The organism is Novosphingobium sp. PP1Y (assembly GCF_000253255.1).
Taxonomy (GTDB): Bacteria; Pseudomonadota; Alphaproteobacteria; order Sphingomonadales; family Sphingomonadaceae; genus Novosphingobium.
On the sequence record NC_015580.1, the window covers coordinates 2,910,535 to 2,934,440 of the forward strand.

Below are 23,906 nucleotides of genomic sequence, written 5' to 3' on the forward strand. Positions count from 1 at the left end.
CGTCTGAGGTCTTAGATTTCGACCGCGACGATCTCGCGGCCATTGTAGTGACCGCAAGCGTTGCAGAGGTTGTGCGGGCGCTTCAGCTCGCCGCAGTTCGGGCACTCATGAAACGCTTCAACCTTGAGGGCATCATGGCTGCGGCGCATGCCCCGGCGGGACGGGGTCGTTTTTCTCTTAGGGACAGCCATTTTGGCACCTGTTCCTGGAAATGCGTTAATGTCAAAAAGGCCGCCGGGAACCGTCACCCGGAACCGGCGGCTTGCGAAGGCGGGCCTATAACCGATTTCTGACGAGTTGCAACCCGTTGATACCTTCCTCATGTAGCCAAAACCACATTGGGGGAGATGCCCGGGATGATTCTTCAGACGACTCTATGCCTTGCCGCCGCTGCTGCGGTCATCAATTTCTGGCTGCTGACGCGGGTCGGCAGGCTGCGCATGGCGGCCAAGGTCCTGCATGGAGACGGCGGCAATGAAGCCATTGCACGCCGAATGCGCGCGCAGCTCAACTTCGTAGAGAACACGCCGTTCGTCCTGATCCTGATCGCGGCCATCGAAATGACCGGCAAGGCCGGCCCCTGGCTGGCAATCGCGGGCTCCATATACATGGCCGCGCGGGTCGCCCACGCCTTCGGCATGGACAGGTCGGATTCGAACCTCCTGCGCGCGGGCGGGATCATTGTAACTGTCCTCACCCTTCTGGGTCTGTCGGTCGTGGCGATCCTGATCGCCCTGGGCCGCCTCTGATCCGTCAGGAGGCGCGGCGCGATAGCGCCGCGTCACTGACGTAGGGATTGTGGCGACGCTCCTCTCCGAAGGTACTGACAGGGCCGTGCCCGGGCACGAAGGTCACATCGTCACCAAGCGGCCACAGACGTGTGGTGATCGATTCGATCAGATCGTCGAGATTGCCGCGCGGAAAGTCCCAGCGCCCGATACCGCCTTGGAACAGGACGTCACCGACCATGGCGAACTTGCTGGGCGCATGATGGAAGACGACATGCCCCGGCGTGTGCCCCGGACAGTGATAGACGTCGAGCGTCAGCTCACCGACCTGGACCTGGTCTCCGTTCTCCAGCCAGCGGTCCGGCTCGAAAGTATGTGCCTCCATGTTCCAGCGCGGACCATCGTCGCTGAGCTGGGCGATCCAGAAGCGGTCCTCTTCCTGAGGCCCTTCGATCGGCACGCCCAATTCCCTGGCCAGTTCGCCGGCCATTCCGCAATGATCGAGGTGACCGTGCGTGACCAACACCTTCTCCAGCGTCACGCCGGTCTTTTCCAGCGCCGCCTTGAGCTTGTCGAGGTCGCCACCGGGATCGACCAGCGCCCCGCGCATGGTCGTGGTGCACCACAATAGCGTGCAGTTCTGCTGGAGCGGGGTAACGGGAATGATTCCCACGCGCATCGGCGGTTCGGTCTGGGTCATGGGACGGGAAATGGCGGCCTAACGCCGCGATTGCAACCGTCCTGCCAACACACGGGCGATCTTGCAATGCTTCCAGCGCCGACTAGAGGCGCCCACCTTTCCAGACCACGCGCCCGATCACGTCGATGCTACCGGCCGGACATTCAATCGGGTCATAGACCTTGTTGTCGCTGATGAGCCGCACGGCCCCGCCCGGGCCGCGTTCGATGCGCTTGACGAGGAGGTTGCCCTCGTGCCGCAAGACGTGAATGCCTTCACTGAGGGCCCGCACGGTGCGGTCGACCAGGATCTCGTCGCCGTCCTGCAAGGTAGGCGCCATCGAATCGCCGGCCACGGCAATGGCGCTCAGCGCCTTAGGATCGAGGCCCATGCTGCGCAACCAGCGCGGCGAAAAGCGGATCGTGCCCAGCAATTCCTCCTCTCCGGCAAAGGCTCCGCCGCCGGCCGAGGCATCGACTGCAAGCCTGGGTACGTCGACCCAGTCCTGCAGGCGTTTCGAGGAAATTTCCTTCGGCCGACCCAGCACCGATTCGTCCACGCCGAAGAACCTGGCGAGCTTGCCGCGATCGCCTTCCTCCAGCTTGCGCGGGCTACCCTTGCGAACGAACTGTTGGAGATAACTCGGATTTTTTCCCAGCATTCGCGATAAGGCGGAGAGACTGGCGCCGCGTTTCTCGGCCAGTTCCAGCAGTGCTCCGCGGGGATCGGTCATGTCCATTTTGTAATCCGTAGGTGAAGGAAATTTCCTAGACAAGTAGGATTTCGATTGGAACATACCATGAACACCGCCAACGAATCCAACACGGAAAGGATCAGGATCGATGCTTTTGCGTCAGATCGAACGCTTCCTGCGCCAGACGGACATGCCCTGGACCAAGTTCGGGCGGCTCGCTGCGCAAGATCCGCGCTTCGTGGCCGACTTGCGCAATGGCCGCATTCCCCGCGCCCGCACGGCGGCGCGGGTCGAGCAATTCATGCGAAACTATCAGGAGACCGATCATGCGCTTTGACCCCACTTCCGACCGATCGATGCTCGACGCGCTGCGTGCCCGCACTTCAGGATCAGTCCGGCGCGGCCCCTGGCTCAAACTGCTTTGCGAGGTACTCGCTCTGGCAGGACCGCAAGGCGAACTGCTGCGCCATGGCGAGCGGCCATGGAGTAGCGCAACATTCTCGGGCAGCCGCCACAGTCTTGCGCTTTCGTTTACCGGCGAGCGGGCCATCGACGCCGGAGAGGCGCTGATCGCCGCCCTGCCCGACCATGAATTCGCGATCCCCGGCCATCTCGTCGCAGATGCCACGATCACCGGCGTCGATCACCATAACGGCCCCGAACCGCGCATGACGGTCGAAGCCGAATTTCTCCTGCTCGAGGAGTGCTGATCGAGGCGAGAACCTGTTTCCGGACGCTCAGAGCGCCCGGGACAGATCCTTGATGTCCGTGTTCAGGATGCGATCGTTTTCCGAGTAGTCCACCGGGCAGTCGATGACATGAACGCCTGGGGTATCGCGGCACTGGGCCAGCAGCTCGCTCAAATGCTGCGCGCTTTCGACCCGATACCCCTTGGCCCCGTAGCTTTCGGCATACTTCACGAAATCGGGGTTGTTGTAGGTCAGGCCGAAGTCGGCGAACCCCATGTTCGCCTGCTTCCAGCGAATCATCCCGTAGGCATTGTCGTTGAGGATCAGCACGGTCAGATTGAGGCCGAGTCGAACCGCCGTTTCCAGCTCCTGGCTGTTCATCATGAACCCGCCGTCGCCGCAGATCGCCATGACCTTGCGCTCGGGATAGACCATGGCGCTCGCCATCGCGGAGGGTAGCCCTGCCCCCATCGTCGCCAGCGCATTGTCGAGCAGGACGGTGTTGGGCTTGCAGGCACAGAAGCCGCGGGCGAACCAGATCTTGTAGACGCCGTTGTCGAGGCAGATGATCGCATCGTCGGGCATCGAATCGCGAACCTGCTGCACAAGGTGCGGCGGGAAGATCGGAAAGCGCTCGTCCGCCGCTAGCTTCGCGGTGTGTTCCAGTTCGGCCTTGCGGAAGCCGAGCATGGCGTCGAAGTTCCATTTCGGCGACGGCACAACCGCTTCCTTGATCTGCCACATGGCATTCGCGATGTCGCCGATCACCTCGATGTGCGGGAAGTAGACAGGGTCTACTTCCGCCGTCTTGGTCGATATATGGACAACCACGCGGTCATCGCGCGTGCCGTCGTTGTGCATGAAGAACGGCGGCTTCTCGATCACGTCGTGACCGATGTTGAGGATGCAGTCGGCATCCTCGATGGCGCGATGGACGAAGTCACCGGCCGAAAGCGCGGCGCACCCCAGGAACTTGGGGTGACGCTCATCGATCACGCCCTTGCCGAGCTGGGTAGTGAGGAAGGGGATGCCGGTCTTCTCGACGAATTCGCCCAGCATCTTGCTGGTCATCTTGCGATTCGCACCGGCACCGATCACCAGCAGCGGCTTCTTCGCGTTCTGCAGCGCATCGACGGCCTGGGCGATCGACTTCACGTCGGCTGTCGGGCGGCGGACGATCGAGCGGCGCACGGGACGCGAATCGGTGTGCTCGTCGGCAATGTCCTCGGGCAGTTCGATGTGCGTTGCGCCCGGCTTTTCCTCCTCGGCGATGCGGAAGGCTTCGCGCACCCGGCTCGGGATGTTGTCCGAGGATGCCATCTGGTGCGCGTACTTGGTGATCGGCCCCATCATGGAGACGACGTCCAGAATCTGGAAACGGCCCTGCTTCGATTTCTTGATCGGCTTCTGGCCCGTAATCATCAGCATCGGCATGCCGCCCAGCGTCGCATAGGCCGCCGCGGTGACGAAATTGGTCGCGCCCGGCCCCAGGGTCGAGAGGCACACGCCGGTCTTGCCGGTATGCCGTCCGTAGGTCGCAGCCATGAAACCGGCGCCCTGCTCGTGGCGGGTCAGGATGAGCTTGATTTTTTCAGATCGCGAGAGCGAGTCCAGAAAGTCGAGGTTCTCTTCGCCGGGAACGCCGAAGATGTACTCGACGCCTTCCTCTTCAAGGCACTCGATAAAAACATCCGAAGCCTTGCGCTTGTCGCCCTCTGCCATTTCGCTTTCCCCGTTTCTGATCTTATACAGAGCCGGTATAGAACTATCCGGCCTCGCGTCATGTGCAAATACGCATTCCGGCGCAGCGCGCGCCCTGATGAATTCGCTAGCGACCTCTTTCTTTAAATAGGGCTAAGGCAGCGAAATTAGTTGCGCGCAGGGGACATCGAGGGCGCGCAGGACGCGCCCTTGGGCATTCCGTGCATCAGATGACCGGGCGGCCGAGCGGTTGCCCCGGAAAATCGCGACCAGCAGGCGAAAGCCGGTTTCAGCCGAGCTTCCACTCCCAGCCGAGCGGATCGCCGTCCATCACTTCCACGCCCTTCGCAGCCAGTTCGTCACGCAGGGCATCGGAGGCGGCAAAGTCCTTTGCGGCGCGCGCGTCCTTGCGCGCCGCCAGCGCGGCCTCGATTTCCGTTTCGGAAATAACGGCACTCTTCGGACGCAGGCGCAAGTCGGCGCGGGACGTCCCGAAGAGATCGAGACCGAGCACCGCATCCATCGCTTCCACGACGGCACGCTTGGCCGCGGGATCGACCTTCTTGGCCGCAAGCACGTCTTCCAGCGCCGTCAGCGCGACCGGGGTGTTGAGATCCTCGGACATCGCCTTCTCGAAAGTCTCGACCATCGCGGCGAGTTTGGGGTGCGAAGGCGATCCGGCCTCGACACCAGCAAGGCGCTCGGCAGCCATGATCATGCGCTTGAGGCGGGTGAGCGCGGCGCCAAGGCCGTCCCACGAGAATTCCAGTTCCGAGCGATAATGCGCCTGCAGGCACATCATGCGGTAGGCGAGCGGATGATAGCCCTTGTCGATCAAGAGTTGCAGACGAAGGAATTCGCCCGACGACTTGCTCATCTTGCCCGAGCGCTCGACCAGGAAGTTGTTGTGCATCCACACCCGCGCACCCGAGTTTGCCGGTATGTCGAGCCCGTTGGTGCAGCAGAACGCCTGATTCTGTGCGATTTCGTTGGGGTGATGGATCTCGCGGTGATCGATGCCGCCGGTATGGATGTCGAAGGGAAAGCCCAGCAGCTTGCCCGACATGACAGAGCATTCCAGGTGCCAGCCGGGCGCGCCCGGCCCCCAGGGCGAATCCCACTCCATCTGGCGCTTCTCTCCGACCGGAGTCTTGCGCCAGATCGCGAAGTCTGCGGCATTGCGCTTGCCGTCGACCGCCTCGATGCGGCCTTCGCCCTCTTCCGTCACGGCACGGGCCAGGCGGCCGTAGTCGGCCACGGTGGAAACGTCGAAGTAGAGGCCGCTGTCGATCTCGTAGCAGTGCTTGTCGGCGATCTGCTTCGCGAACTCGATCATCTGCGGCACATATTCCGTCGCCACCGACCACTGGGCGGGCTGACGTATGTTGAGCGCGGCGATGTCGGTCCAATATGCCTCGGTATAGTGGCGTGCGATGTCCCAGATGGACTGCGCCTTCTCGGCGGCCATCTTCTCCATCTTGTCCTCGCCGGCATCGGCATCGTCGGTCAGGTGGCCAACGTCGGTGATGTTGATGACGTGGGTGAGCTTGTAGCCCTTGTGGCTCAGCGTACGCCCGAGGATATCGGCAAAGACATAGGCGCGCATGTTGCCGATATGCGGGTAGTTGTAGACCGTGGGCCCGCATGAATAGACCCGCGCCTCGCCCTCATGGACGGGCTGGAACGGTTCCAACTGGCGGGTCAGGCTGTTGAACAGCGTCAGTGCATGGGCATCGGTCATGGCCGAGGGGCATTAGGCGGCGATGCGTGGCAGTCAAGGTGCATGCAAGGCGCTACGGGATCGAACCAGGCCGACGGAGCGGTACGCGGACATGTCAAAGGCCAAGCCGGGCTAAAAGTCAGCGGCCCGGGCAGTGCGGCCAACGATCGCGGACGGCTCAGGCGTGCGACAACATCAGCAATGCGACGCCCACCGTGATCAGCACGAAGCCGGCCCATTCGCGGGCCGTCAGCCAGCGGCCGGAAAGTTTGCGCGAGACGATGGCGACGATGGGCATTTCGATCAGCGCCAGGGTCCGCACATTGGCCGCCGCGGTGAGTGAGAAAGCAATGAACCATCCGGCGGACGCGAGCGCGCCCAGCGCTCCGCCCATGACCGACAGGCGCCATTCGCGAAGGGATCCGAAGAAGCCGGAGGCATCGCGCAGCACGAACCACCCGGCAAGGACGGACGACTGGATTCCCAGCGATACCACCAGCATCAGGAGGCTGCGCAGCATGAAGCTGCCCTCCGGAACCCCGGCGATCGAGGCGCGAAAGCAGATGGCGGTCAGTCCGAAAAGCGCGCCGCTGGCGACGCCCACCGCGAGCGGCTTCGGCTCGACCAGCTTCGCCCCGCCATCCCCCGGACGCAAGGAGGCGAGAATCACGCCAAACGTCACGATCAGAACCGCCAGCCAGCCGCCCGGTGGCAACCGGTCGCCGATCAGGGCGAAGCCGAGGATAGCAACCGTTACCGGCTCGGTCTTGATGTAGGCATAGGCAACGCCGAAATCGCGCTTCTGCATGACGACGAGCATGAGCGCGGTGGCCACGATCTGGGTCACCGAGCCCAACGCCGACCATGCCAGGGCGCCGGAAGGAATAACGGTCAGCCCTTCCCCGGTCGCGAAACAGAACAACCCCAGGAAGAGAATCGCGACCGGCAGGCCGTAGACGAATCGCACTTGCGTTCCGCCAACCGTCCCGATCCGCATTGCCAGCCGCGACTGCACCGCATTCCGCAGCACCTGTGCCAGCGCGGCTGCAAGGGTGAAGGGCACCCACAGCAATGGCCAATCGGTCATGAAAGGCCCTCCAGCCCCATCGGACGGCGATCAGAAGCCGAGAAAGCGCACCTGTTCGTCAAGCGGTACGCGGTCGCGATCGAACCGGTTGACGGGCGCATCCTCGTCGCGATGGCCGATGGCCAGGCCGCAGAACAGGATGTGCGTCTCGTCCGAAACGCCGATGTGCTCCTTGATCAGGCGCGCAAAGAGCGACATCCACTCCTGCGGGCAGCTGTCCAGCCCCTCTTCGCGCAGCAGCAGCATGATCGACTGGAGCCACATGCCCACATCCGACCACTGCGGCGGGCCCATAAAGCGTTCGAAGTAGCAGACCAGCAGCGCCGGTGCGCCGAAGGAGAAGATATTCGCCCGCGTGAAGGCTTCGCGGGCTTCGGCGTCTTCGCGCTCGATGCCGAGCGCACCGTACATGCTGGCACCGACCTTATGCAGCCGGGCCAGATGGCGCGGCGACTGGTTGGGCTCGGAAAAGCTGTACTCGATCGGGTCCTGCGGCGAGGACGCTAGCATCTTTTCCTGCAGGGCCTTGAGCGGCTCACCGGTCAGCACGGTGGCTTGCCAGGGCTGGAAATTGCAGCCCGAGGGCGTCATGCGCGCCCGGTCCAGCACGCGGCGGATCACCTCGATCCCGACCGGTTCATCACGGAACGCGCGGATCGAGCGGCGGCTGGCGACAGCCTCGGATACTTTCATCATTCTTCCTCGAAAAGGCCGGCGAGCTGTTCGATCATCGTGCCGCCGAGTTGCTCGGCGTCCATGATCGTCACCGCGCGGCGATAATAGCGGGTCACGTCGTGCCCGATGCCGATGGCGACGAGCTGGACCGGCGATTTCGCCTCGATCCACTCGATCACCTTGCGCAAGTGCGCCTCCAGATATCCGGCGCTGTTCACCGAAAGCGTCGAATCGTCGACCGGCGCGCCGTCGGAAATGACCATGAGGATTCGGCGATCCTCGGGCCGCGCGAGCATCCGGTTGTGCGCCCAGAGCAGCGCCTCGCCGTCGATGTTCTCCTTGAGCAGCCCCTCGCGCATCATCAGCCCGAGGTTCTTGCGCGCACGGCGCCACGGCTCATCGGCCTTCTTGTAGATGATGTGGCGCAGGTCGTTGAGGCGGCCCGGGCTTGCGGGCTTGCCGTTCGCCAGCCAGGCCTCGCGGCTCTGACCGCCCTTCCACGCGCGGGTCGTGAAGCCCAGGATCTCCACCTTCACGCCGCAGCGCTCCAGCGTGCGGGCCAGCACGTCGGCGCTGATCGCGGCGATGGAGATGGGCCGTCCGCGCATCGAACCGGAGTTGTCGAGCAGCAGGGTGACAACGGTATCCTTGAACTCGACGTCGCGCTCGACCTTGTAGGACAGCGACTGGCCGGGCGAGACGACCACGCGGGCCAGCCGAGCGGCATCGAGCAGGCCTTCTTCCTGGTCGAAATCCCAGGAGCGGTTCTGCTGGGCCATGAGGCGGCGCTGGAGGCGGTTGGCGAGCCGCGTGACGACGCCCTGCAAGCCCTTGAGCTGCGCATCGAGATAAGCGCGCAGGCGCGTCAGTTCTTCCTCGTCGCACAGCTCCGAAGCGCCGATCACCTCGTCGAAGGCCTCGGTAAAGACCTTGTAGTCGAAGCTGTCGGGAATGTCGGTCCAGGGCCGGTTGGGGCGGACGGGAAGCATGCCTTCCTCGCCGTCCTCGCCTTCCTCGGCCTCCTGCATGTCGTCCGAGGCTTCGCCTTCGGATTCGCTTTCGCCCTCGTCATCCCCCTGGCTGGGCTCGGCGGCCATTTCCGAGGGTTGCTGCTCCTCGCCCGCGTCCGCGCCGTCCTCATCCTGCTCGGTCTCATCGTCGCCGTCGAGATCGTCCGAATCCTCGGGCGGCTGCTCGATTTCCTCGGCACGGGTCAGTTCAAGGTGCTGGAGCATGTCGAGCGAGAGGTTCTGGAAGGCCTGCTGGTCGCCGATCGAATCGGCCAGCGCCTCGATGTCGCCGCCGGCCTTTTCCTCGATCCAGTCGCGGATCATGTCGACGCCCGGCCGCGCGATCTCCGGGATCGGCTGCCCGGTCAGCTTTTCGCGCAGCATCAGCGCCAGCGCCGACTGGAGCGGCACCTGGTCGCGCGATTCGGCGCGGGATATCGGATCGGAAGCGATGCGAGCTTCCAGCGATGCGTCGAGGTTGTCGCGCATCCCGGCATAGCGGTTCGAACCGAGCGCCTCGTAGCGCACCGTCTCCACCGCGTCGTAGCACGCCCGCGCCGAGGGTTCGGCCGGGGCATGGCGCTGGTGCAGCCTGTCGTCGTGGTGACGCACCTTCAGCGCGAAGCTGTCGGCATAGCCGCGGGCCTGCATCGCCGCTCCGCGCGGCAGGTTGCGCCCGGGCATGGGCACCCTGAAGGTTCCCCCCGTCGAGCTGGGCGCATCGGCCGTCCAGTTGACCTCGATCTCCTTTTCATGGGCGATGGCGCGCGATGCGCCGGCCAGAACGGATTTGAAGCGGTCGGCTGGGGTCTCGTCACTCAACGGGAAGGAACCTTAGGAAACAGGGTGGATACTCAGATAGTCTGGCCGGTCTTCGCCCAGTCGGCAAGGAAGCCTTCGATGCCCTTGTCGGTCAGGACGTGCTTGAACAGGCCCTTGATGACGGCAGGCGGCATCGTCGCCACGTCGGCACCGATCTTCGCGCACTGCAGCAGGTGGATCGGATGACGGATCGAGGCGGCGAGGATCTCGGTCTCGAAAGCGTAGTTGTCGTAGATCAGGCGGATGTCCTCGATCAGCGCGATGCCGTCGAGACCGTTATCGTCATGGCGGCCGATGAAGGGCGAGATGAAGCTCGCGCCTGCCTTGGCGGCCAGGAGCGCCTGGTTGGCCGAGAAGCACAGGGTCACGTTGACCATGGTGCCGTCCGAGGTCAGCTTCTTGCAGGTCTTCAGGCCGTCGATCGTCAGCGGCACCTTGATGCACACGTTGTCGGCGATCTTGCGCAGGATTTCGGCCTCGCGCATCATGCCTTCATGGTCGAGAGCGACGACTTCGGCCGAAACCGGACCGTCGACGAGACCGCAGATTTCCTTGGTGACTTCCATGAAGTCACGGCCGGACTTGGCAATCAGCGAAGGGTTGGTGGTGACGCCGTCCAGCAGGCCGGTTTCGGCAAGTTCAGCGATATCGGCAGTGTCGGCGGTGTCGACGAAAAACTTCATGGCGTGTTCCTATCGGCAAGGCAGGGAGCCTCACGGGCGATTCTGGCCCGATACGGCGATTCTGGCGCCGCTATAGGGAAGCTCGCCCCGTGCGGCTAGGCCTACAGGAGCTTGAGCCCGGCAATCAGCACCGGATCGTGGGTCGACTCCGGATTTTCGCGGATTTGCGTTTCTGCCGCCCCAATCTCGTACCAGATCGCATTGTCCGCCTCGAGGGCAAGGGCATGGGCCGCATCGGCAATGTTCACACCGGCCAGAGAGGAAATCGCCTCGCTGAGAAACGGATCGTCGGCAATGCGCATCACCCGGTCGAGTTCGGGAATCATCGCGTTGACCAGCGCCGGGCCCATCTGGTCGCGCAAGTAGGTCGTCGCGCCGGACTTGCCTGCGCGCAGCAGGGCAATGGCATCGGGGATCGAAATGCGGCGGACCGCATCGGCCACCACCGGCGCCGCCTTGCGAGCACCGTCCTCCGCCAGATTGTTGAGCTGGTGCTGCAGCTTTTCGCGGAACAGGTTGCTGCGCAGGATGCCCGAGAGCAGCGTCCCGGTCTTGCCGAACAGCACCGGCATGTCGATCCGCGCCACGGCGCTGTCCCAAAAGCCGTCCGGCTGGGTCAGCCGGGCGAATGCCTGGCGGGTAGATGCCTCGAGCAGCCGACGCACCACTTCGACATAGCTGGGCGGGCCGAGCGAGGCACACCCCGGCAAGGTCAGCGCAGCGCCTGCTAGGATGCCACCCAATATAGCGCGGCGCCCGGTTACGATCGACTGCAGTTCACCCCCGATTTCATTCGATCCCCAATTCACAGTCGCATGCTCCTTCACCTTCGCGGCACCGGATGCCTATATGCCCCGGAAAATGAACCGTGTCCGACTCCTTGTCTTCAACGCCGCGCTGGGCGTCCTCGACTATCGCGTTCCCGAAGGGATGACCGTGGAGCCCGGCTCCGTGGTCGTAGGTCCGCTCGGTCCGCGGCAGGTACTCGGCATAGTCTGGGAACCGGAACGCCTGACCGCACAGGAAGTGCCCGAGGCCAAGCTGCGCCCGCTTCTGGAAGTGCTGCCGGTACCGCCCCTGCCCGCCCGGCTGCGCCGCCTGATCGAGTGGACGGCCGACTACTACTGTGCGCAGCTCTCATCCGTCGCCCGCATGGCGCTGGGCAGCAGCGCGGCGCTGCGCGGCGGCGGAACGACGACCGAATATCGCCTGACCGGGGAGGAGCCGGCTCGCCTGACACCCCAGCGTGCAGCAGCGCTCGATGCTTTGCAGGGCGAACAGGCATCGATCCGCGAGCTGGCAGAGCTGGCCAGCGTATCCGAGGGCGTCCTGCGCGGCATGGTGGGCGCAGGTCTGCTGGAACCGGTAACCGTGGATCTCGACAGGCCCTATCCCCCGGCCCGGCCCGATTTCGATCAGCCGAAACTCAGCGAAGGCCAGCGCAAGGCCGCCGACACTTTCGTGGACGCGGTGAAGGCCCGCAAGTTCGCCCCGTTCCTGCTCGACGGCGTGACCGGCTCGGGCAAGACCGAAACCTATTTCGAAGCCGTGGCCGAGGCGATCCGCGAAGGCCGGCAGATCCTCGTGCTCCTGCCCGAGATCGCCCTGACCGAGAACTTTCTGCGCCGCTTCGAGCAGCGCTTCGGGGTCTCGCCCGTGCAGTGGCACTCCTCGCTGAAGGCCAGCGAACGCCGCCGTGCGTGGCGCGCGATAGCCTTCGGGGATGCCCAGGTCGTGGTCGGAGCGCGCTCGGCCCTGTTCCTGCCTTACCCAAAGCTCGGGCTGATCGTCGTCGACGAGGCCCATGAGGTTTCCTTCAAGCAGGACGACGGCGTGCGCTACAATGCCCGCGACGTCGCCGTGATCCGCGCCAAGTTCGAGCAGATTCCGGTCATTCTCGCCAGCGCGACACCCGCGCTCGAATCGATGCAGCTTGCCGAGGCGGGGGTCTATCGCAAGATCGAGCTGCCCGACCGCTTCGGCGGTGCAACGCTGCCGCAGATCAACATTCTCGACTTGCGCCACGAGCCGCCCGAGCGCGGCCGCTGGCTCGCTCCGCGCCTCGTCGATGAAATGAAGGAGCGGCTGGCGCGCGGCGAACAGTCGTTGCTGTTCCTCAATCGGCGCGGCTATGCCCCGCTCACCTTGTGCCGCAACTGCGGCTACCGCTTCCAGTGCCCAAACTGCACCGCCTGGCTGGTCGAGCACCGCTTCTCGCAGCGCCTCGCCTGCCATCACTGCGGACACGAGACGCCGGTACCCGAGGCCTGTCCCGATTGCGGGACCGCGGACTGCCTCGTCGCGTGCGGGCCGGGCGTCGAGCGCATTGCCGATGAGGTCGCCGAGATCCTGCCCGAGGCCCGCACCGCGCTGGTCACTTCGGACACGATGAACAATCCCGAGGCCATCGCCGAATTCGTGGCCATGGCCGAGGGGCGCGCGATCGACGTGATCATCGGCACGCAGCTTGTCACCAAGGGCTATCACTTTCCCGAACTGACGCTGGTCGGCGTCGTCGATGCCGATCTGGGCCTAGAAGGCGGGGACTTGCGCGCGGCGGAGCGGACCTACCAGCAGGTCGCACAAGTCGCCGGGCGCGCAGGGCGCGGCGAGAAGCCTGGCGAAGTGCTGATCCAGACCCGCCATCCGGAGGCCTCGGTGATCGCCGCGCTGGCCGCGGGAGACCGCGACGCCTTCTACGCTGCGGAAACCGAAGCGCGCCGCGATGCGGGCGCGCCGCCGTTCGGGCGCTGGGCCGCCATCATCGTTTCGTCGGAAGATCTTTCAGAAGCGCAGTCCGCCGCCCGTGCCATCGGCGGCACCGCGCCCGACCACCCGGACATGCTCGTCCTCGGCCCCGCACCTGCCCCGCTTTCGCTGCTGCGCGGACGCCACCGCTTCCGCCTTCTCATCAACGCGCGGCGCTCGGCCGAACTGCAGCGCTACTTGCGCGAATGGCTCGATCCGCTGGAATTCCCGCGCGGCGTGCGGGTCCATATCGACATCGACCCCTACAGCTTCGTGTGAGCTAGCCCTGGCCCTGCGCATCGTGCTCGCGCTTGAGCAGTTCGCGCTTGATCGCCTCGCCATAGGCATATCCGCCCAGTGAACCGTCGGAGCGTATCACCCGGTGGCAGGGAATGAGCACCGCCACATTGTTCGCGCCATTGGCGGAGCCAGCCGCGCGCACTGCCCCGGGCTTGCCGATGGCCGCCGCGATCTGCGCATATGTGCGCGTCTCACCCACAGGTATGCGCTGCAGTTCCCGCCAGACCGCCTCCTGAAAGGCAGTGCCCTGCACGTCGATGGGAATGCTGCGGGAATCGCCGGGCTGCTCGACGGCCGCGACGACCTCGCGCAGCAGTGCGGCAAATTCCTTGCCGCCTTCCACCAGCATGGCATTCGGGAACCGCGCGGCCAGATCCCCGCGCCCTTCAGCGAAGGACAGGCGGCACACGCCCTTGGCTGTTGCGGCAACCAGCATCTCGCCAAGGCTTGTGGGAACAACCGCCCAGCGGATCGTAACGCCCTTGCCCCCATCACGCCATGCCGACGGACTCATGCCCAGCTTTCCCTCACTGGCTTCGTAGAATCGCGAGGACGCTCCGAAGCCTGCCTCGTAGATGGCCTGCGTCACATTCGCGCCATCGCTCATCGCATCGCCAGCCCTGCGCAGCTTCAGTGCGCGGGCGTAGGCTGCCGGCGACAAGCCGACCGCGCGCTTGAACAGGCGCTGGAAATGGGTCGAGCTATATCCGGTCAGATTTGCAAGCTCCTCAAGAGAGGGCGCCTGATCCGACTCCTTGATTCGGCCGATCGCTACCCGTACCGCCTCTTCATCGCGCGAGACTTCTGCGGGCCGACAGCGCAGGCAGGGGCGAAGTCCAGCCGCCTCGGCCGATCGAGGCCCCTCGAAGAAACGCACATTCTCCCTGCGGGGGTGGCGCGCCGAACACGACGGGCGACAATAGATTCCGGTCGAGAGAACACCGGTCACGAAGCGCCCGTCGAACTTGCGGTCGCGCTCGATCACCGCCTGCCAGGCACGCTCCTCGTCCAGTCCGGCTTCGACAAGAGTCACTGATCCGCTCCATGGCGCTCGATGCGCGCTGCGAAACAACCATAGGCGGCATTGTGCGCATGGATGCAAGCCACCTCGCCATTGGCGAAGAGACGATCGATCCCCTCCTCCACCGATCCCGGAGCGGCGAGCAGGGCATCGACCATAAGACCGCCCTTCGCGAATCCCCTCAGCGAAAGATGCCGTCCAGCGAAGACCGGAGGCAGGCAATCGACATAGGGCGTGGGCTCCTCCGCAAGCTCGCGAACGAATATCGCATGAGCGCTTCGATAGGGATTATCCACCGGATGACTTACATAATTGAGCAGGAGCAGACTTTCGCCCTTGTCGGCATCGCGCAGACTGACCCGGCAAGGAAACCCCCGGTCCTTGTCCGCAACCACGCGCAAAGCCCCTATCTGCGCCAATTCCCGTGCGTTCATGGCGAAATAAGGAGCGAAAGCGGATTTAGGCAGACCTTTGATTCGGTACTTCATGGCGGGCAACTCCACGGCTGTTTGCGCCATAATTACGCGCTTGCAGAACCGCCGCTTCCCGCGCATTGCTTTTAAACCGCTTTTCGCAGCATTGTCTTCGAGTACCTTCGGGTGCCTTGCATCATGACAATATCGTCGCTATGCGCGCCCCGTCTGCGGGCCGGGGGGTGCGTTACTTGCGCATGTCCGTAACAGTGCCCCAGCCCACCCGATGTAAGGAAAGAACACGCGTGGAGAATTCCGGCGGCATAAAAGCCAGCTTGCAAGGGCGCTACGCTTCGGCGCTATTCGAACTTGCCAGCGAGAACGGCACCGTTACGGCGGTTGAGTCCGACCTTGAGAAAGTCGGTCAGGCGATCGGCGAGAGCGCTGACTTCGCAGCACTGATTCGCAACCCGCAGGTCAGCCGTGAGGCAGCCGGCAAGGTTGTCGATGCCGTCGGCGGCGTCCTGGGCCTTTCGGACCTCACCAAGAATTTCCTGGGCGTGCTTGCGGCCAACCGCCGCCTGTCTGCCCTGCCCGAGATCATTCGCGCCTTCGCCGCGATCGCAGCCGCCCAGCGCGGCGAAGCGACCGCCGACATCACTTCCGCTCACGCGCTGACCGACGATCAGGTCGAACAGCTGCGCCAGAAGCTGGAAGTTCGCGAAGGCCGCAAGGTCAAGGTCAAGACGAGCGTCGATCCCGACCTGCTCGGCGGCCTTGTCGTCACCATCGGCTCCAAGCGCATCGACAGCTCGATCCGCACTCGTCTCAATTCGCTCGCCCAGGCCATGAAGGGCTAAGAAAGGCAGAACAATGGATATCCGCGCAGCAGAAATCTCGAAGGTCATCAAGGACCAGATCGCCAGCTTCGGCACCGAAGCCCAGGTTTCCGAAGTCGGCTCGGTTCTGTCGGTCGGTGACGGCATCGCCCGCATTCACGGCCTCGACAAGGTCCAGGCCGGCGAAATGGTCGAGTTCGCCAACGGCGTGCAGGGCATGGCGCTCAACCTCGAAGCCGACAACGTCGGCGTCGTGATCTTCGGCTCGGACGCCGAGATCAAGGAAGGCGACACCGTCAAGCGCACGAACACCATCGTCGACGTTCCCGTCGGCAAGGGCCTGCTCGGCCGCGTGGTCGACGCCCTGGGCAACCCGATCGACGGCAAGGGCCCGATCGAGGCCACCGAGCGCCGCCTCGTCGAGACCAAGGCTCCGGGCATCATCCCGCGCAAGTCGGTGCACGAGCCCGTGCAGACCGGCCTCAAGGCCATCGACGCCCTCGTTCCCGTCGGCCGCGGCCAGCGCGAGCTGATCATCGGTGACCGCCAGACCGGCAAGACCGCCGTCGCCATCGACACCTTCATCAACCAGAAGGACGCCAATGCTGGCGACGACGAGAGCAAGAAGCTCTACTGCATCTACGTCGCCGTCGGCCAGAAGCGTTCGACCGTCGCGCAGATCGTGCGTCAGCTCGAAGAAAACGGCGCGATGGAATACTCCATCGTCATCGCCGCGACCGCTTCGGAGCCCGCTCCGCTGCAGTACCTCGCGCCCTACACCGGCGCCGCGATGGGTGAATTCTTCCGCGACAACGGCATGCACGCCGTCATCGTGTACGACGACCTTTCCAAGCAGGCCGTCGCCTACCGTCAGATGTCGCTGCTGCTCCGCCGCCCGCCGGGCCGCGAAGCCTACCCCGGCGACGTTTTCTACCTGCACAGCCGCCTCCTCGAGCGCGCTGCAAAGATGAACGACGACAACGGCGCCGGCTCGCTGACCGCCCTGCCGATCATCGAAACCCAGGCAGGCGACGTCTCGGCCTACATTCCGACCAACGTGATCTCGATCACCGACGGCCAGATCTTCCTTGAAACCGGCCTGTTCTACCAGGGCATCCGTCCGGCCATCAACGTCGGTCTGTCGGTCAGCCGCGTCGGCGGTTCGGCCCAGACCAAGGCGATGAAGAAGGTCGCCGGCTCGATCAAGCTCGAGCTCGCTCAGTACCGCGAAATGGCTGCCTTCGCCCAGTTCGGTTCGGACCTCGACGCTTCGACCCAGAAGCTGCTCAACCGCGGTGCGCGCCTGACCGAACTGCTCAAGCAGAAGCAGTTCTCGCCGCTGGCCTTCGAAGAACAGACCGTGTCGATTTTCGCCGGCACCAACGGCTACCTCGACGCCCTCCCGGTCTCCAAGGTCACCGAGTACGAAGCCGAAATGCTCAGCTTCATGCACGAGAAGCACGCCGACGTTCTCGAGCTGATCCGCTCGACCAAGGACTTCGGCGACGAAGCGAAGGCGAAGACCAAGGCTGCGCTCGACGCGTTCGCCAAGCAGTTCGCCTGAGATTGACCTGACCTTCCGTTCCGGTTCGCCAATCCGGCAGCCGGGGCGGAAAAAGGAGAGAAACGAGTGGCTTCGCTCAAGGAACTCAAAGGCCGCATCAACTCGGTCAAATCGACCCAGAAGATCACCAAGGCCAAGCAGATGGTCGCCGCGGCCAAGCTGCGCAAGGCGCAGGCGGCGGCCGAGTCCGCACGTCCCTACGCTTCGCGCCTCGCCGAGGTGATGGGCTCGCTCGCCGGCAAGATCACGGTCAGCGACAACAGCCCCAAGCTGCTCGCCGGTACCGGCAGCGACCAGGTCCACCTGCTCGTCGTGGCGAACTCCGACAAGGGCCTGTGCGGCGCGTTCAACGCGAACATCGTCAAGGCGGCCCGCGTCAAGGCGCAGGAACTGGAAGCGCAGGGCAAGACCGTGCTGTTCTACCTCGTCGGCCGCAAGGGTCGCGCGGTGATCAAGCGCGAGTACCCCAAGCAGATCGCCAAGATGTTCGACACCACCGACGTGCGCGATCCGGGCTTCAACGAGGCCGAAAAGGTCGCGAACGAACTCGTCGCCATGTACGAGGACGGTCAGTTCGACATCGCGCACCTGTTCTATTCGAAGTTCCGCTCGGCGCTCGTCCAGGAGCCGACCAGCCAGCAGATCATTCCTGTCCCTGCCCCCAAGGCGGCGGTGGCCGAGAGCGATGCCGTGGTCGAGTACGAGCCTGACGAGGAAGACATCCTCGCTGCCCTGCTGCCGCGCTATCTGCGCACGCAGATCTTCGGCGCGCTGCTTGAGAACGCCGCTTCCGAACAGGGTGCGTCCATGACCGCCATGGACAACGCGACCCGCAACGCTGGCGACTTGATCAACAAGCTTACCATCCAGTACAACCGCAGCCGCCAGGCCGCGATTACCACCGAACTCGTCGAAATCATCGCGGGCGCGGAAGCGCTCTAAGACATCGCAGGCAAGGAAACCAAAATGGCCACCGCACCCGTGCTCAACCAGACCACTACCGGCAAGATCAGCCAGGTCATCGGCGCTGTCGTCGACGTGACCTTCGAAGGCGAGCTGCCCGCTATTCTCTCCGCGCTCGAGACCGACAACAACGGTCGCAAGCTCGTGCTCGAAGTTGCCCAGCACCTCGGCGAGAACACTGTCCGCACCATCGCCATGGACGGCACCGACGGCCTCACCCGCGGCCAGGACGTCGTCAGCACCGGCGCCCAGATCTCGGTCCCCGTGGGCCCCAAGACCCTCGGCCGCATCATGAACGTCGTCGGCGAGCCGATCGACGAGCGCGGCCCGATCGGCGCCGAGCAGACTGCTCCGATCCACGCCAAGGCTCCGGAATTCGTCGACCAGTCGACCGAAGCCGCGATCCTCGTCACCGGCATCAAGGTCATCGACCTTCTCGCCCCTTACGCAAAGGGCGGCAAGATCGGCCTGTTCGGCGGCGCCGGCGTGGGCAAGACGGTTCTCATCCAGGAACTGATCAACAACATCGCCAAGGGCCACGGCGGCGTCTCGGTCTTCGCGGGCGTCGGTGAACGTACCCGTGAAGGTAACGACCTCTACCACGAGTTCCTCGACGCCGGCGTTATCGCCAAGGACGCCGAAGGCAACGCCACTTCGGACGGTTCGAAGGTGGCCCTCGTGTTCGGTCAGATGAACGAGCCCCCGGGTGCCCGCGCGCGCGTCGCTCTCTCGGGCCTGACCATGGCCGAGTACTTCCGCGACCAGGAAGGCCAGGACGTTCTGTTCTTCGTCGACAACATCTTCCGCTTCACCCAGGCGGGTTCGGAAGTGTCGGCCCTGCTCGGCCGTATTCCTTCGGCCGTGGGCTATCAGCCGACCCTGGCAACCGACATGGGCGCCCTGCAGGAACGCATCACCTCGACCACCAAGGGTTCGATCACCTCGGTCCAGGCCATCTACGTTCCCGCGGACGACCTCACCGACCCGGCGCCGGCCACCTCGTTCGCGCACCTTGACGCAACGACCACGCTGAACCGCGCCATTTCGGAACTGGGCATCTACCCGGCCGTCGACCCGCTCGACTCGACCTCGCGCGTGCTTGAGCCCCGCGTTGTCGGCCAGGAGCACTACGAGACTGCCCGCAAGGTTCAGGAGACCCTGCAGAAGTACAAGTCGCTTCAGGACATCATCGCCATTCTCGGCATGGACGAGCTTTCGGAAGAGGACAAGCTGACCGTCGCCCGCGCGCGCAAGATCCAGCGCTTCCTTTCGCAGCCGTTCCACGTGGCCGAAGTCTTCACCGGCATCCCGGGCAAGTTCGTCCAGCTGGAAGACACCATCAAGTCGTTCAAGGCCGTCGTCGACGGTGAGTACGACCACCTGCCGGAAGCGGCCTTCTACATGGTCGGCGGCATCGAAGAGGCCGTTGCCAAGGCCAAGAAGCTGGCTGAGGACGCGTAAGTCTCATGGCTCTGCACTTCGAACTCGTTACGCCGGCGAAGCTCGTCCGCTCGGAGGACGTCCACATGGTGGTCGTCCCCGGCACGGAAGGCGAGTTCGGCGTGCTGGCGGGCCATGCGCCCTTCATGTCGACGGTCGCCGACGGCGCCCTCAAGGTCTACCGGACCGAGAACGGCGCTCCGGAAGAGATCATCATTACCGGCGGCTTCGCTGAAGTCGGCGATGCGGGCCTGACGGTTCTCGCCGAACACGTCGAAGGCTGATCTCTGCAGCCAGAAACGCCAAAAAGGGGCGTCGCCGGACATCGGCGGCGCCCCTTTTTCGTTGAGTTGCGAGCTGGCGCAGCCCGTCAGCGCTTGTGGGCGGTCGGCGCGTGAAAGTCCGGAGGCTTGCGCTCCACCCACGCGACGAACCTCGCTATCGCGGGAGACGATCGAAGCGCCTCACCATCGTGCCCATGGCGGGCGAGTTCGGCATTGCTGAAGGTTGCGTGGATTGTGCGGTGGCAGATCGGATGAACCGGCACGGTCTCCCTGCCGCCGCGGCTCCTGGGCACCGGATGGTGCCATTCCACGCGCCGTCCCAGAGGGCGAGCACACAGCCAGCACTGAAGCGGATCCGAAGCCATCAAGGTCAGTCTAATGCTCAACCTCCCTTCGTGCCAAGGGCAGGATCGGGCCTGACCACGGTTACGCGCGGGCGCGCAATCGATTTGCGAACCATTAGGAAGTTATCAAAGTTTCAACCTTAATCTTCGAACCCATCGCAAGGGATTAGGCCCGCAACAATGATGCGGGCGCTGGCAGGGTTGGAAGTTTCATGAGCGCATTCGGGCGGCGGAACGGTATTGGTGGCATGGGCCAGGGAGCCCGTCCTGCCTTCGGCGTGGCCAAGCCCATCAAGGGCGGTTCGGCAGCGGAAAAGGCCCCTCCTCCGGCACCTGGTGGTGCGCCCGTGCCGGGCGGCGACCAGTTTCCTCCACTGCCGGGTGCGGGCCCCTCGGTCCCGCCGATGCGCGAGGATGCGATGTCGCGGCTCGCCGACCGCGCCAATGCCGTCCACGAACAGGTCGAGCAGAACGGATTCGAAGCCTCGATCCACAAGATCAAGGAACAGGTCCTTCCGCGCCTGCTCGAGCGCGTCGATCCAGAGGCGGCAGCGACGCTGACCAAGGACGAGCTGTCGGAAGAATTCCGCCCGATCATCATCGAAGTGCTCGCCGAACTGAAGATCACCTTCAACCGCCGCGAGCAGTTCGCGCTGGAAAAGGTTCTGATCGACGAGCTGCTCGGCTTCGGTCCGCTCGAAGAACTGCTGAACGACCCCGACGTCTCGGACATCATGGTCAACGGTCCGAACCAGACCTACATCGAAAAGAAGGGCAAGCTGCAGCTTGCGCAGACCAAGTTCCGCGACGAGCAGCACCTGTTCCAGATCGCCCAGCGCATCGTCAACCAGGTCGGCCGCCGCGTCGACCAGACCACGCCGCTGGCCGACGCCCGCCTCAAGGACGGCAGCCGCGTCAACGTCATCGTGCCGCCGCTCTCGCTGCGGGGCACCGCCATCTCGATCCGCAAGTTCTCCGAGAAGCCGATCACCATCGACATGCTCAAGGACTTCGGTTCGATGAGCGAGAAGATGGCGACCGCCCTCAAGATCGCCGGCGCCTGCCGGATGAATGTGGTCATCTCGGGCGGCACCGGCTCGGGCAAGACGACGATGCTCAACGCGCTGTCAAAGATGATCGATCCGGGCGAACGCGTTCTGACCATCGAGGACGCGGCCGAGCTTCGCCTGCAGCAGCCTCACTGGCTGCCGCTCGAAACCCGCCCGCCGAACCTGGAAGGCCAGGGCGCAATCACCATCGGCGATCTGGTCAAGAACGCCCTGCGTATGCGACCTGACCGCATCATCCTGGGCGAAATTCGCGGCGCCGAGTGTTTCGACCTGCTCGCCGCCATGAACACCGGCCACGACGGCTCGATGTGTACCCTCCACGCGAACTCTCCGCGCGAATGCCTTGGCCGTATGGAAAACATGATCCTGATGGGCGACATCAAGATCCCCAAGGAAGCCATCAGCCGCCAGATCGCCGAATCAGTCGACCTGATCGTGCAGGTGAAGCGCCTGCGCGACGGTTCGCGCCGCACCACCAACATCACCGAAGTGATCGGCATGGAAGGCGACGTCATCGTCACCCAGGAACTCTTCAAGTTCGAATACCTCGACGAAACCGAGGACGGCAAGATCCTGGGCGAGTTCCGCGCATCCGGCCTGCGCCCCTATACGCTGGAAAAGGCGCGCCAGTTCGGCTTTGACCAGGCCTATCTGGAAGCCTGTCTCTGACAAGCCGAACGCAAGTTGGACGTATCGATGCGGCCTCGCTCTGACGCAGAGCGGGGCCGTTTCACTTGGGCCTAGTTCCCGCCGAGCAATGCCCTTCCTGAAATTCCGAGAAGCAGCACGGCGGCCAGCAACGACCAGAAGAAGATCGTGGTCCACGGCATGAAGCCCACACGGTCGAGATTGCGCCGCTTCATCCGTCGCCGGTCGCCGATCCATGCGACGGCGGCGATGATTGCGGCAACTGCGCCCGCAGTTGCAAGGAAACGCAACGAATCATTCATGGACTGCCCTTGCCTTGATCCGGCCGCCAGTTAAAGCGATGATCCGTGCACCACGCTGAACATCCCCTATTGGCCATCGGGCTGCGCGTTGGCGCCATGGTCATGCTCTCGACGATGTTCATGCTTGTGAAGTACGCTGGCCAGCACGGCGTCTCCATGCCCGAATTGATTTTCTGGCGCCAGGCCATGAGCGTACCCATCCTGTTCACGTGGCTGCTTGCAACCGACCGCATCGGCCTGCTCGCGACCCGGCGCATCAAGGCCCATGCGGGCCGCGCCGTTGTCGGCACCGTAGGACTGGTCTGCAATGTCGGCGCGGCGGTGCTGCTGCCGCTGCCGATCGCGACCACGCTGGGCTTCACCGCCCCCCTGTTCGCAGTGCTGATCACCGCCCTCGTCCTGCACCAGACTGTGGGCAAGTGGCGCTGGACTGCGGTGGCTCTGGGATTTGCAGGGGTGCTCATCATCGCCCAGCCCGGCCAGAGCGACATACCCTTGCTCGGCCTGCTTTTCGGGATCGGGGCGGGCATCATCGTCGCCACCGTCAGCTTCCAGATCCGCGATCTGGCGCGTACCGATGCACCGATTGCCTGCGTCTTCTGGTTCTCATTGTTCGGCGCGCTGTTCACCGCCATTCTCTTGCCCTTCTTCGCGCAGCCGCATGAACCGCACATCTGGCTGCTGCTCGTCGCGATCGGAGCCAGCGGCACGCTGGCGCAGTTCCTGATCGCGGCATCGCTGCGCGTCGGGCAGGTCGCGACTGTCGTGGTGATGGACTACACCTCGCTCATCTGGTCCACGGCCTGGGGCTGGCTGGTCTTCTCGGACCTGCCGCCGGCCATGACCTGGCTGGGCGCCCCGATCATCATCACCGCAGGGCTCATCATCACCTGGCGCGAGCACTTCCTTGCGCGCAACATCTCTCCCACTTCGGCTCTCGACGAAGGGTCCATCGAAGAAGCATCGCCAAGGTCCCGGGGAACATGAGCGCTCGCCGGGAGTTCCCTTGATCAACCCGGGCCCGGGATTGCTTGAAAGCTGAAAGGGAAATACCGATGGTCAAGAAACTCGTTCTCGCTCTCGCCGCTAGCGGCATCCTGTTCACCGCCACTGCCTGCAACACCGTGAAGGGTGCCGGCCGGGACATCGAATCGGTCGGTCAGGCCGGCGACGAAGCGATCAACTGACACCTGCTGCCTGACACATTGGCAGACCCGCCCGCAAGTCGAGCGGCTCTGCCCTTGTGTTCACGATCACACGCGAGATCTTCCTTTCCGCTGCAGTACTGCCTAAATCCTGATTCAGCGGGTTCCGGATGAACGGAAAGCACGCCCGCTCAACAGGAAACAGAAATGATCAGGAAGCTCGTACTTACCCTTCTGGCTGGCACTGTCGTCCTTGGTGCAGCGGCCTGCAACACGGTTCGCGGTGTGGGCCAGGATCTGGAATCGGCCGCAAATACGGTCGACAAGGCAACTTAAG

General features: G+C 64.1%; 27 protein-coding genes. 13 read left to right on the forward strand and 14 right to left on the reverse strand.

The features are described 5' to 3' along the window. Positions 1-11 precede the first annotated feature (11 nt). Positions 12-191: a 50S ribosomal protein L32 gene (rpmF, locus tag PP1Y_RS19750; protein WP_013833797.1), complete on the reverse strand. Its 180-nt coding sequence runs from the start codon at positions 189-191 to the stop codon at positions 12-14. A 165-nt stretch (positions 192-356) separates the two neighbouring features. On the opposite strand from rpmF, the gene PP1Y_RS19755 reads away from it, so the two are divergent. After that, a complete protein-coding gene (locus PP1Y_RS19755; protein WP_041559025.1) occupies positions 357-749 on the forward strand; it encodes an MAPEG family protein in 393 nt (130 codons plus the stop codon). A gap of 4 nt (positions 750-753) precedes the next feature. On the opposite strand, the gene PP1Y_RS19760 is transcribed toward PP1Y_RS19755, so the two are convergent. Both PP1Y_RS19760 and PP1Y_RS19765 read right to left on the reverse strand, forming a co-directional pair. Continuing rightward, positions 754-1,428: an MBL fold metallo-hydrolase gene (locus PP1Y_RS19760; RefSeq protein WP_013833799.1), complete on the reverse strand. Its 675-nt coding sequence runs from the start codon at positions 1,426-1,428 to the stop codon at positions 754-756. An 82-nt stretch (positions 1,429-1,510) separates the two neighbouring features. Continuing rightward, positions 1,511-2,146 carry a LexA family transcriptional regulator gene (locus PP1Y_RS19765; protein ID WP_041559026.1) on the reverse strand — a complete coding sequence of 212 codons (636 nt, stop codon included), beginning with the start codon at positions 2,144-2,146 and terminating at the stop codon, positions 1,511-1,513. Positions 2,147-2,249: 103 nt separating this feature from the next. Between PP1Y_RS19765 and PP1Y_RS19770 the strand changes: the two genes are divergently transcribed. Beyond that, positions 2,250-2,438 (forward strand): hypothetical protein, encoded by a 189-nt coding sequence (locus PP1Y_RS19770; RefSeq protein WP_007015059.1) that lies wholly within the window; start codon positions 2,250-2,252, stop codon positions 2,436-2,438. Next, complete coding sequence (locus PP1Y_RS19775; RefSeq protein WP_232512465.1) at positions 2,428-2,811, forward strand: hypothetical protein; 384 nt, start codon at positions 2,428-2,430, stop codon at positions 2,809-2,811. Before PP1Y_RS19770 ends, PP1Y_RS19775 begins: the two co-directional genes overlap by 11 nt. Positions 2,812-2,838: 27 nt before the next feature. Here PP1Y_RS19775 and PP1Y_RS19780 read toward each other — a convergent pair whose 3' ends face one another. The 7 genes from PP1Y_RS19780 to PP1Y_RS19810 form a co-directional block, all read right to left on the reverse strand. Next, the gene (locus PP1Y_RS19780; protein ID WP_013833802.1) at positions 2,839-4,512 is read right to left on the reverse strand and encodes an acetolactate synthase large subunit; all 1,674 of its coding nucleotides are present in this window, start codon (positions 4,510-4,512) and stop codon (positions 2,839-2,841) included. A gap of 268 nt (positions 4,513-4,780) precedes the next feature. Then, the gene (cysS, locus tag PP1Y_RS19785) at positions 4,781-6,232 is read right to left on the reverse strand and encodes a cysteine--tRNA ligase (protein ID WP_013833803.1); all 1,452 of its coding nucleotides are present in this window, start codon (positions 6,230-6,232) and stop codon (positions 4,781-4,783) included. Positions 6,233-6,389: 157 nt separating this feature from the next. Beyond that, entirely contained in the window at positions 6,390-7,298 is a 909-nt protein-coding gene (locus PP1Y_RS19790) for a DMT family transporter (protein ID WP_013833804.1), read from the reverse strand. A gap of 30 nt (positions 7,299-7,328) precedes the next feature. Continuing rightward, positions 7,329-7,991, reverse strand: a complete 663-nt coding sequence (locus tag PP1Y_RS19795; RefSeq protein WP_013833805.1) for a nitroreductase — start codon at positions 7,989-7,991, stop codon at positions 7,329-7,331. Next, on the reverse strand, positions 7,991-9,805 hold the full coding sequence (gene cobT, locus PP1Y_RS19800) for a cobaltochelatase subunit CobT (protein ID WP_013833806.1): 1,815 nt from the start codon (positions 9,803-9,805) through the stop codon (positions 7,991-7,993). Before cobT ends, PP1Y_RS19795 begins: the two co-directional genes overlap by 1 nt. Positions 9,806-9,837: 32 nt before the next feature. Beyond that, entirely contained in the window at positions 9,838-10,488 is a 651-nt protein-coding gene (gene fsa, locus PP1Y_RS19805) for a fructose-6-phosphate aldolase (RefSeq protein ID WP_013833807.1), read from the reverse strand. A 101-nt stretch (positions 10,489-10,589) separates the two neighbouring features. After that, the gene (locus PP1Y_RS19810) at positions 10,590-11,297 is read right to left on the reverse strand and encodes a DUF4197 domain-containing protein (protein ID WP_232512466.1); all 708 of its coding nucleotides are present in this window, start codon (positions 11,295-11,297) and stop codon (positions 10,590-10,592) included. 52 nt (positions 11,298-11,349) lie between these two features. Between PP1Y_RS19810 and PP1Y_RS19815 the strand changes: the two genes are divergently transcribed. Then, complete coding sequence (locus PP1Y_RS19815; protein WP_041559027.1) at positions 11,350-13,515, forward strand: primosomal protein N'; 2,166 nt, start codon at positions 11,350-11,352, stop codon at positions 13,513-13,515. Position 13,516: 1 nt separating this feature from the next. Here the strand turns inward: PP1Y_RS19815 and ada are convergent, their stop codons facing one another. Then, complete coding sequence (ada, locus tag PP1Y_RS19820; protein WP_013833810.1) at positions 13,517-14,569, reverse strand: bifunctional DNA-binding transcriptional regulator/O6-methylguanine-DNA methyltransferase Ada; 1,053 nt, start codon at positions 14,567-14,569, stop codon at positions 13,517-13,519. Then, a complete protein-coding gene (locus tag PP1Y_RS19825) occupies positions 14,566-15,045 on the reverse strand; it encodes a DUF1203 domain-containing protein (protein ID WP_013833811.1) in 480 nt (159 codons plus the stop codon). Before PP1Y_RS19825 ends, ada begins: the two co-directional genes overlap by 4 nt. Before the next feature lie 230 nt (positions 15,046-15,275). Between PP1Y_RS19825 and PP1Y_RS19830 the strand changes: the two genes are divergently transcribed. From PP1Y_RS19830 to PP1Y_RS19850, 5 genes are all read left to right on the forward strand, one after another. Continuing rightward, positions 15,276-15,830, forward strand: a complete 555-nt coding sequence (locus PP1Y_RS19830; RefSeq protein ID WP_041559028.1) for a F0F1 ATP synthase subunit delta — start codon at positions 15,276-15,278, stop codon at positions 15,828-15,830. A gap of 13 nt (positions 15,831-15,843) precedes the next feature. Next, complete coding sequence (gene atpA, locus PP1Y_RS19835; protein ID WP_007015047.1) at positions 15,844-17,373, forward strand: F0F1 ATP synthase subunit alpha; 1,530 nt, start codon at positions 15,844-15,846, stop codon at positions 17,371-17,373. A gap of 66 nt (positions 17,374-17,439) precedes the next feature. Beyond that, a complete protein-coding gene (locus PP1Y_RS19840) occupies positions 17,440-18,315 on the forward strand; it encodes a F0F1 ATP synthase subunit gamma (protein WP_007015046.1) in 876 nt (291 codons plus the stop codon). Positions 18,316-18,339: 24 nt separating this feature from the next. Next, positions 18,340-19,797, forward strand: a complete 1,458-nt coding sequence (atpD, locus tag PP1Y_RS19845) for a F0F1 ATP synthase subunit beta (RefSeq protein ID WP_013833813.1) — start codon at positions 18,340-18,342, stop codon at positions 19,795-19,797. A gap of 5 nt (positions 19,798-19,802) precedes the next feature. Next, positions 19,803-20,060 (forward strand): ATP synthase F1 subunit epsilon, encoded by a 258-nt coding sequence (locus PP1Y_RS19850; RefSeq protein WP_007015044.1) that lies wholly within the window; start codon positions 19,803-19,805, stop codon positions 20,058-20,060. A gap of 86 nt (positions 20,061-20,146) precedes the next feature. Here the strand turns inward: PP1Y_RS19850 and PP1Y_RS26410 are convergent, their stop codons facing one another. Beyond that, on the reverse strand, positions 20,147-20,425 hold the full coding sequence (locus tag PP1Y_RS26410) for an HNH endonuclease (protein WP_083835229.1): 279 nt from the start codon (positions 20,423-20,425) through the stop codon (positions 20,147-20,149). Between the two features lie 191 nt (positions 20,426-20,616). On the opposite strand from PP1Y_RS26410, the gene PP1Y_RS19855 reads away from it, so the two are divergent. Next, positions 20,617-22,143 carry a CpaF family protein gene (locus PP1Y_RS19855; RefSeq protein WP_086000019.1) on the forward strand — a complete coding sequence of 509 codons (1,527 nt, stop codon included), beginning with the start codon at positions 20,617-20,619 and terminating at the stop codon, positions 22,141-22,143. A 71-nt stretch (positions 22,144-22,214) separates the two neighbouring features. Here the strand turns inward: PP1Y_RS19855 and PP1Y_RS19860 are convergent, their stop codons facing one another. After that, positions 22,215-22,424, reverse strand: a complete 210-nt coding sequence (locus PP1Y_RS19860) for a hypothetical protein (protein WP_041559030.1) — start codon at positions 22,422-22,424, stop codon at positions 22,215-22,217. A 45-nt stretch (positions 22,425-22,469) separates the two neighbouring features. Between PP1Y_RS19860 and PP1Y_RS19865 the strand changes: the two genes are divergently transcribed. The 3 genes from PP1Y_RS19865 (at position 22,470) to PP1Y_RS26170 (ending at position 23,905) form a co-directional block, all read left to right on the forward strand. After that, positions 22,470-23,411 carry a DMT family transporter gene (locus tag PP1Y_RS19865; protein WP_013833815.1) on the forward strand — a complete coding sequence of 314 codons (942 nt, stop codon included), beginning with the start codon at positions 22,470-22,472 and terminating at the stop codon, positions 23,409-23,411. A gap of 68 nt (positions 23,412-23,479) precedes the next feature. Further along, positions 23,480-23,611 (forward strand): entericidin A/B family lipoprotein, encoded by a 132-nt coding sequence (locus PP1Y_RS19870; protein ID WP_007015039.1) that lies wholly within the window; start codon positions 23,480-23,482, stop codon positions 23,609-23,611. Positions 23,612-23,776: 165 nt separating this feature from the next. After that, on the forward strand, positions 23,777-23,905 hold the full coding sequence (locus tag PP1Y_RS26170) for an entericidin A/B family lipoprotein (protein WP_079729625.1): 129 nt from the start codon (positions 23,777-23,779) through the stop codon (positions 23,903-23,905). The last annotated feature ends 1 nt before the right edge of the window (position 23,906 follow it).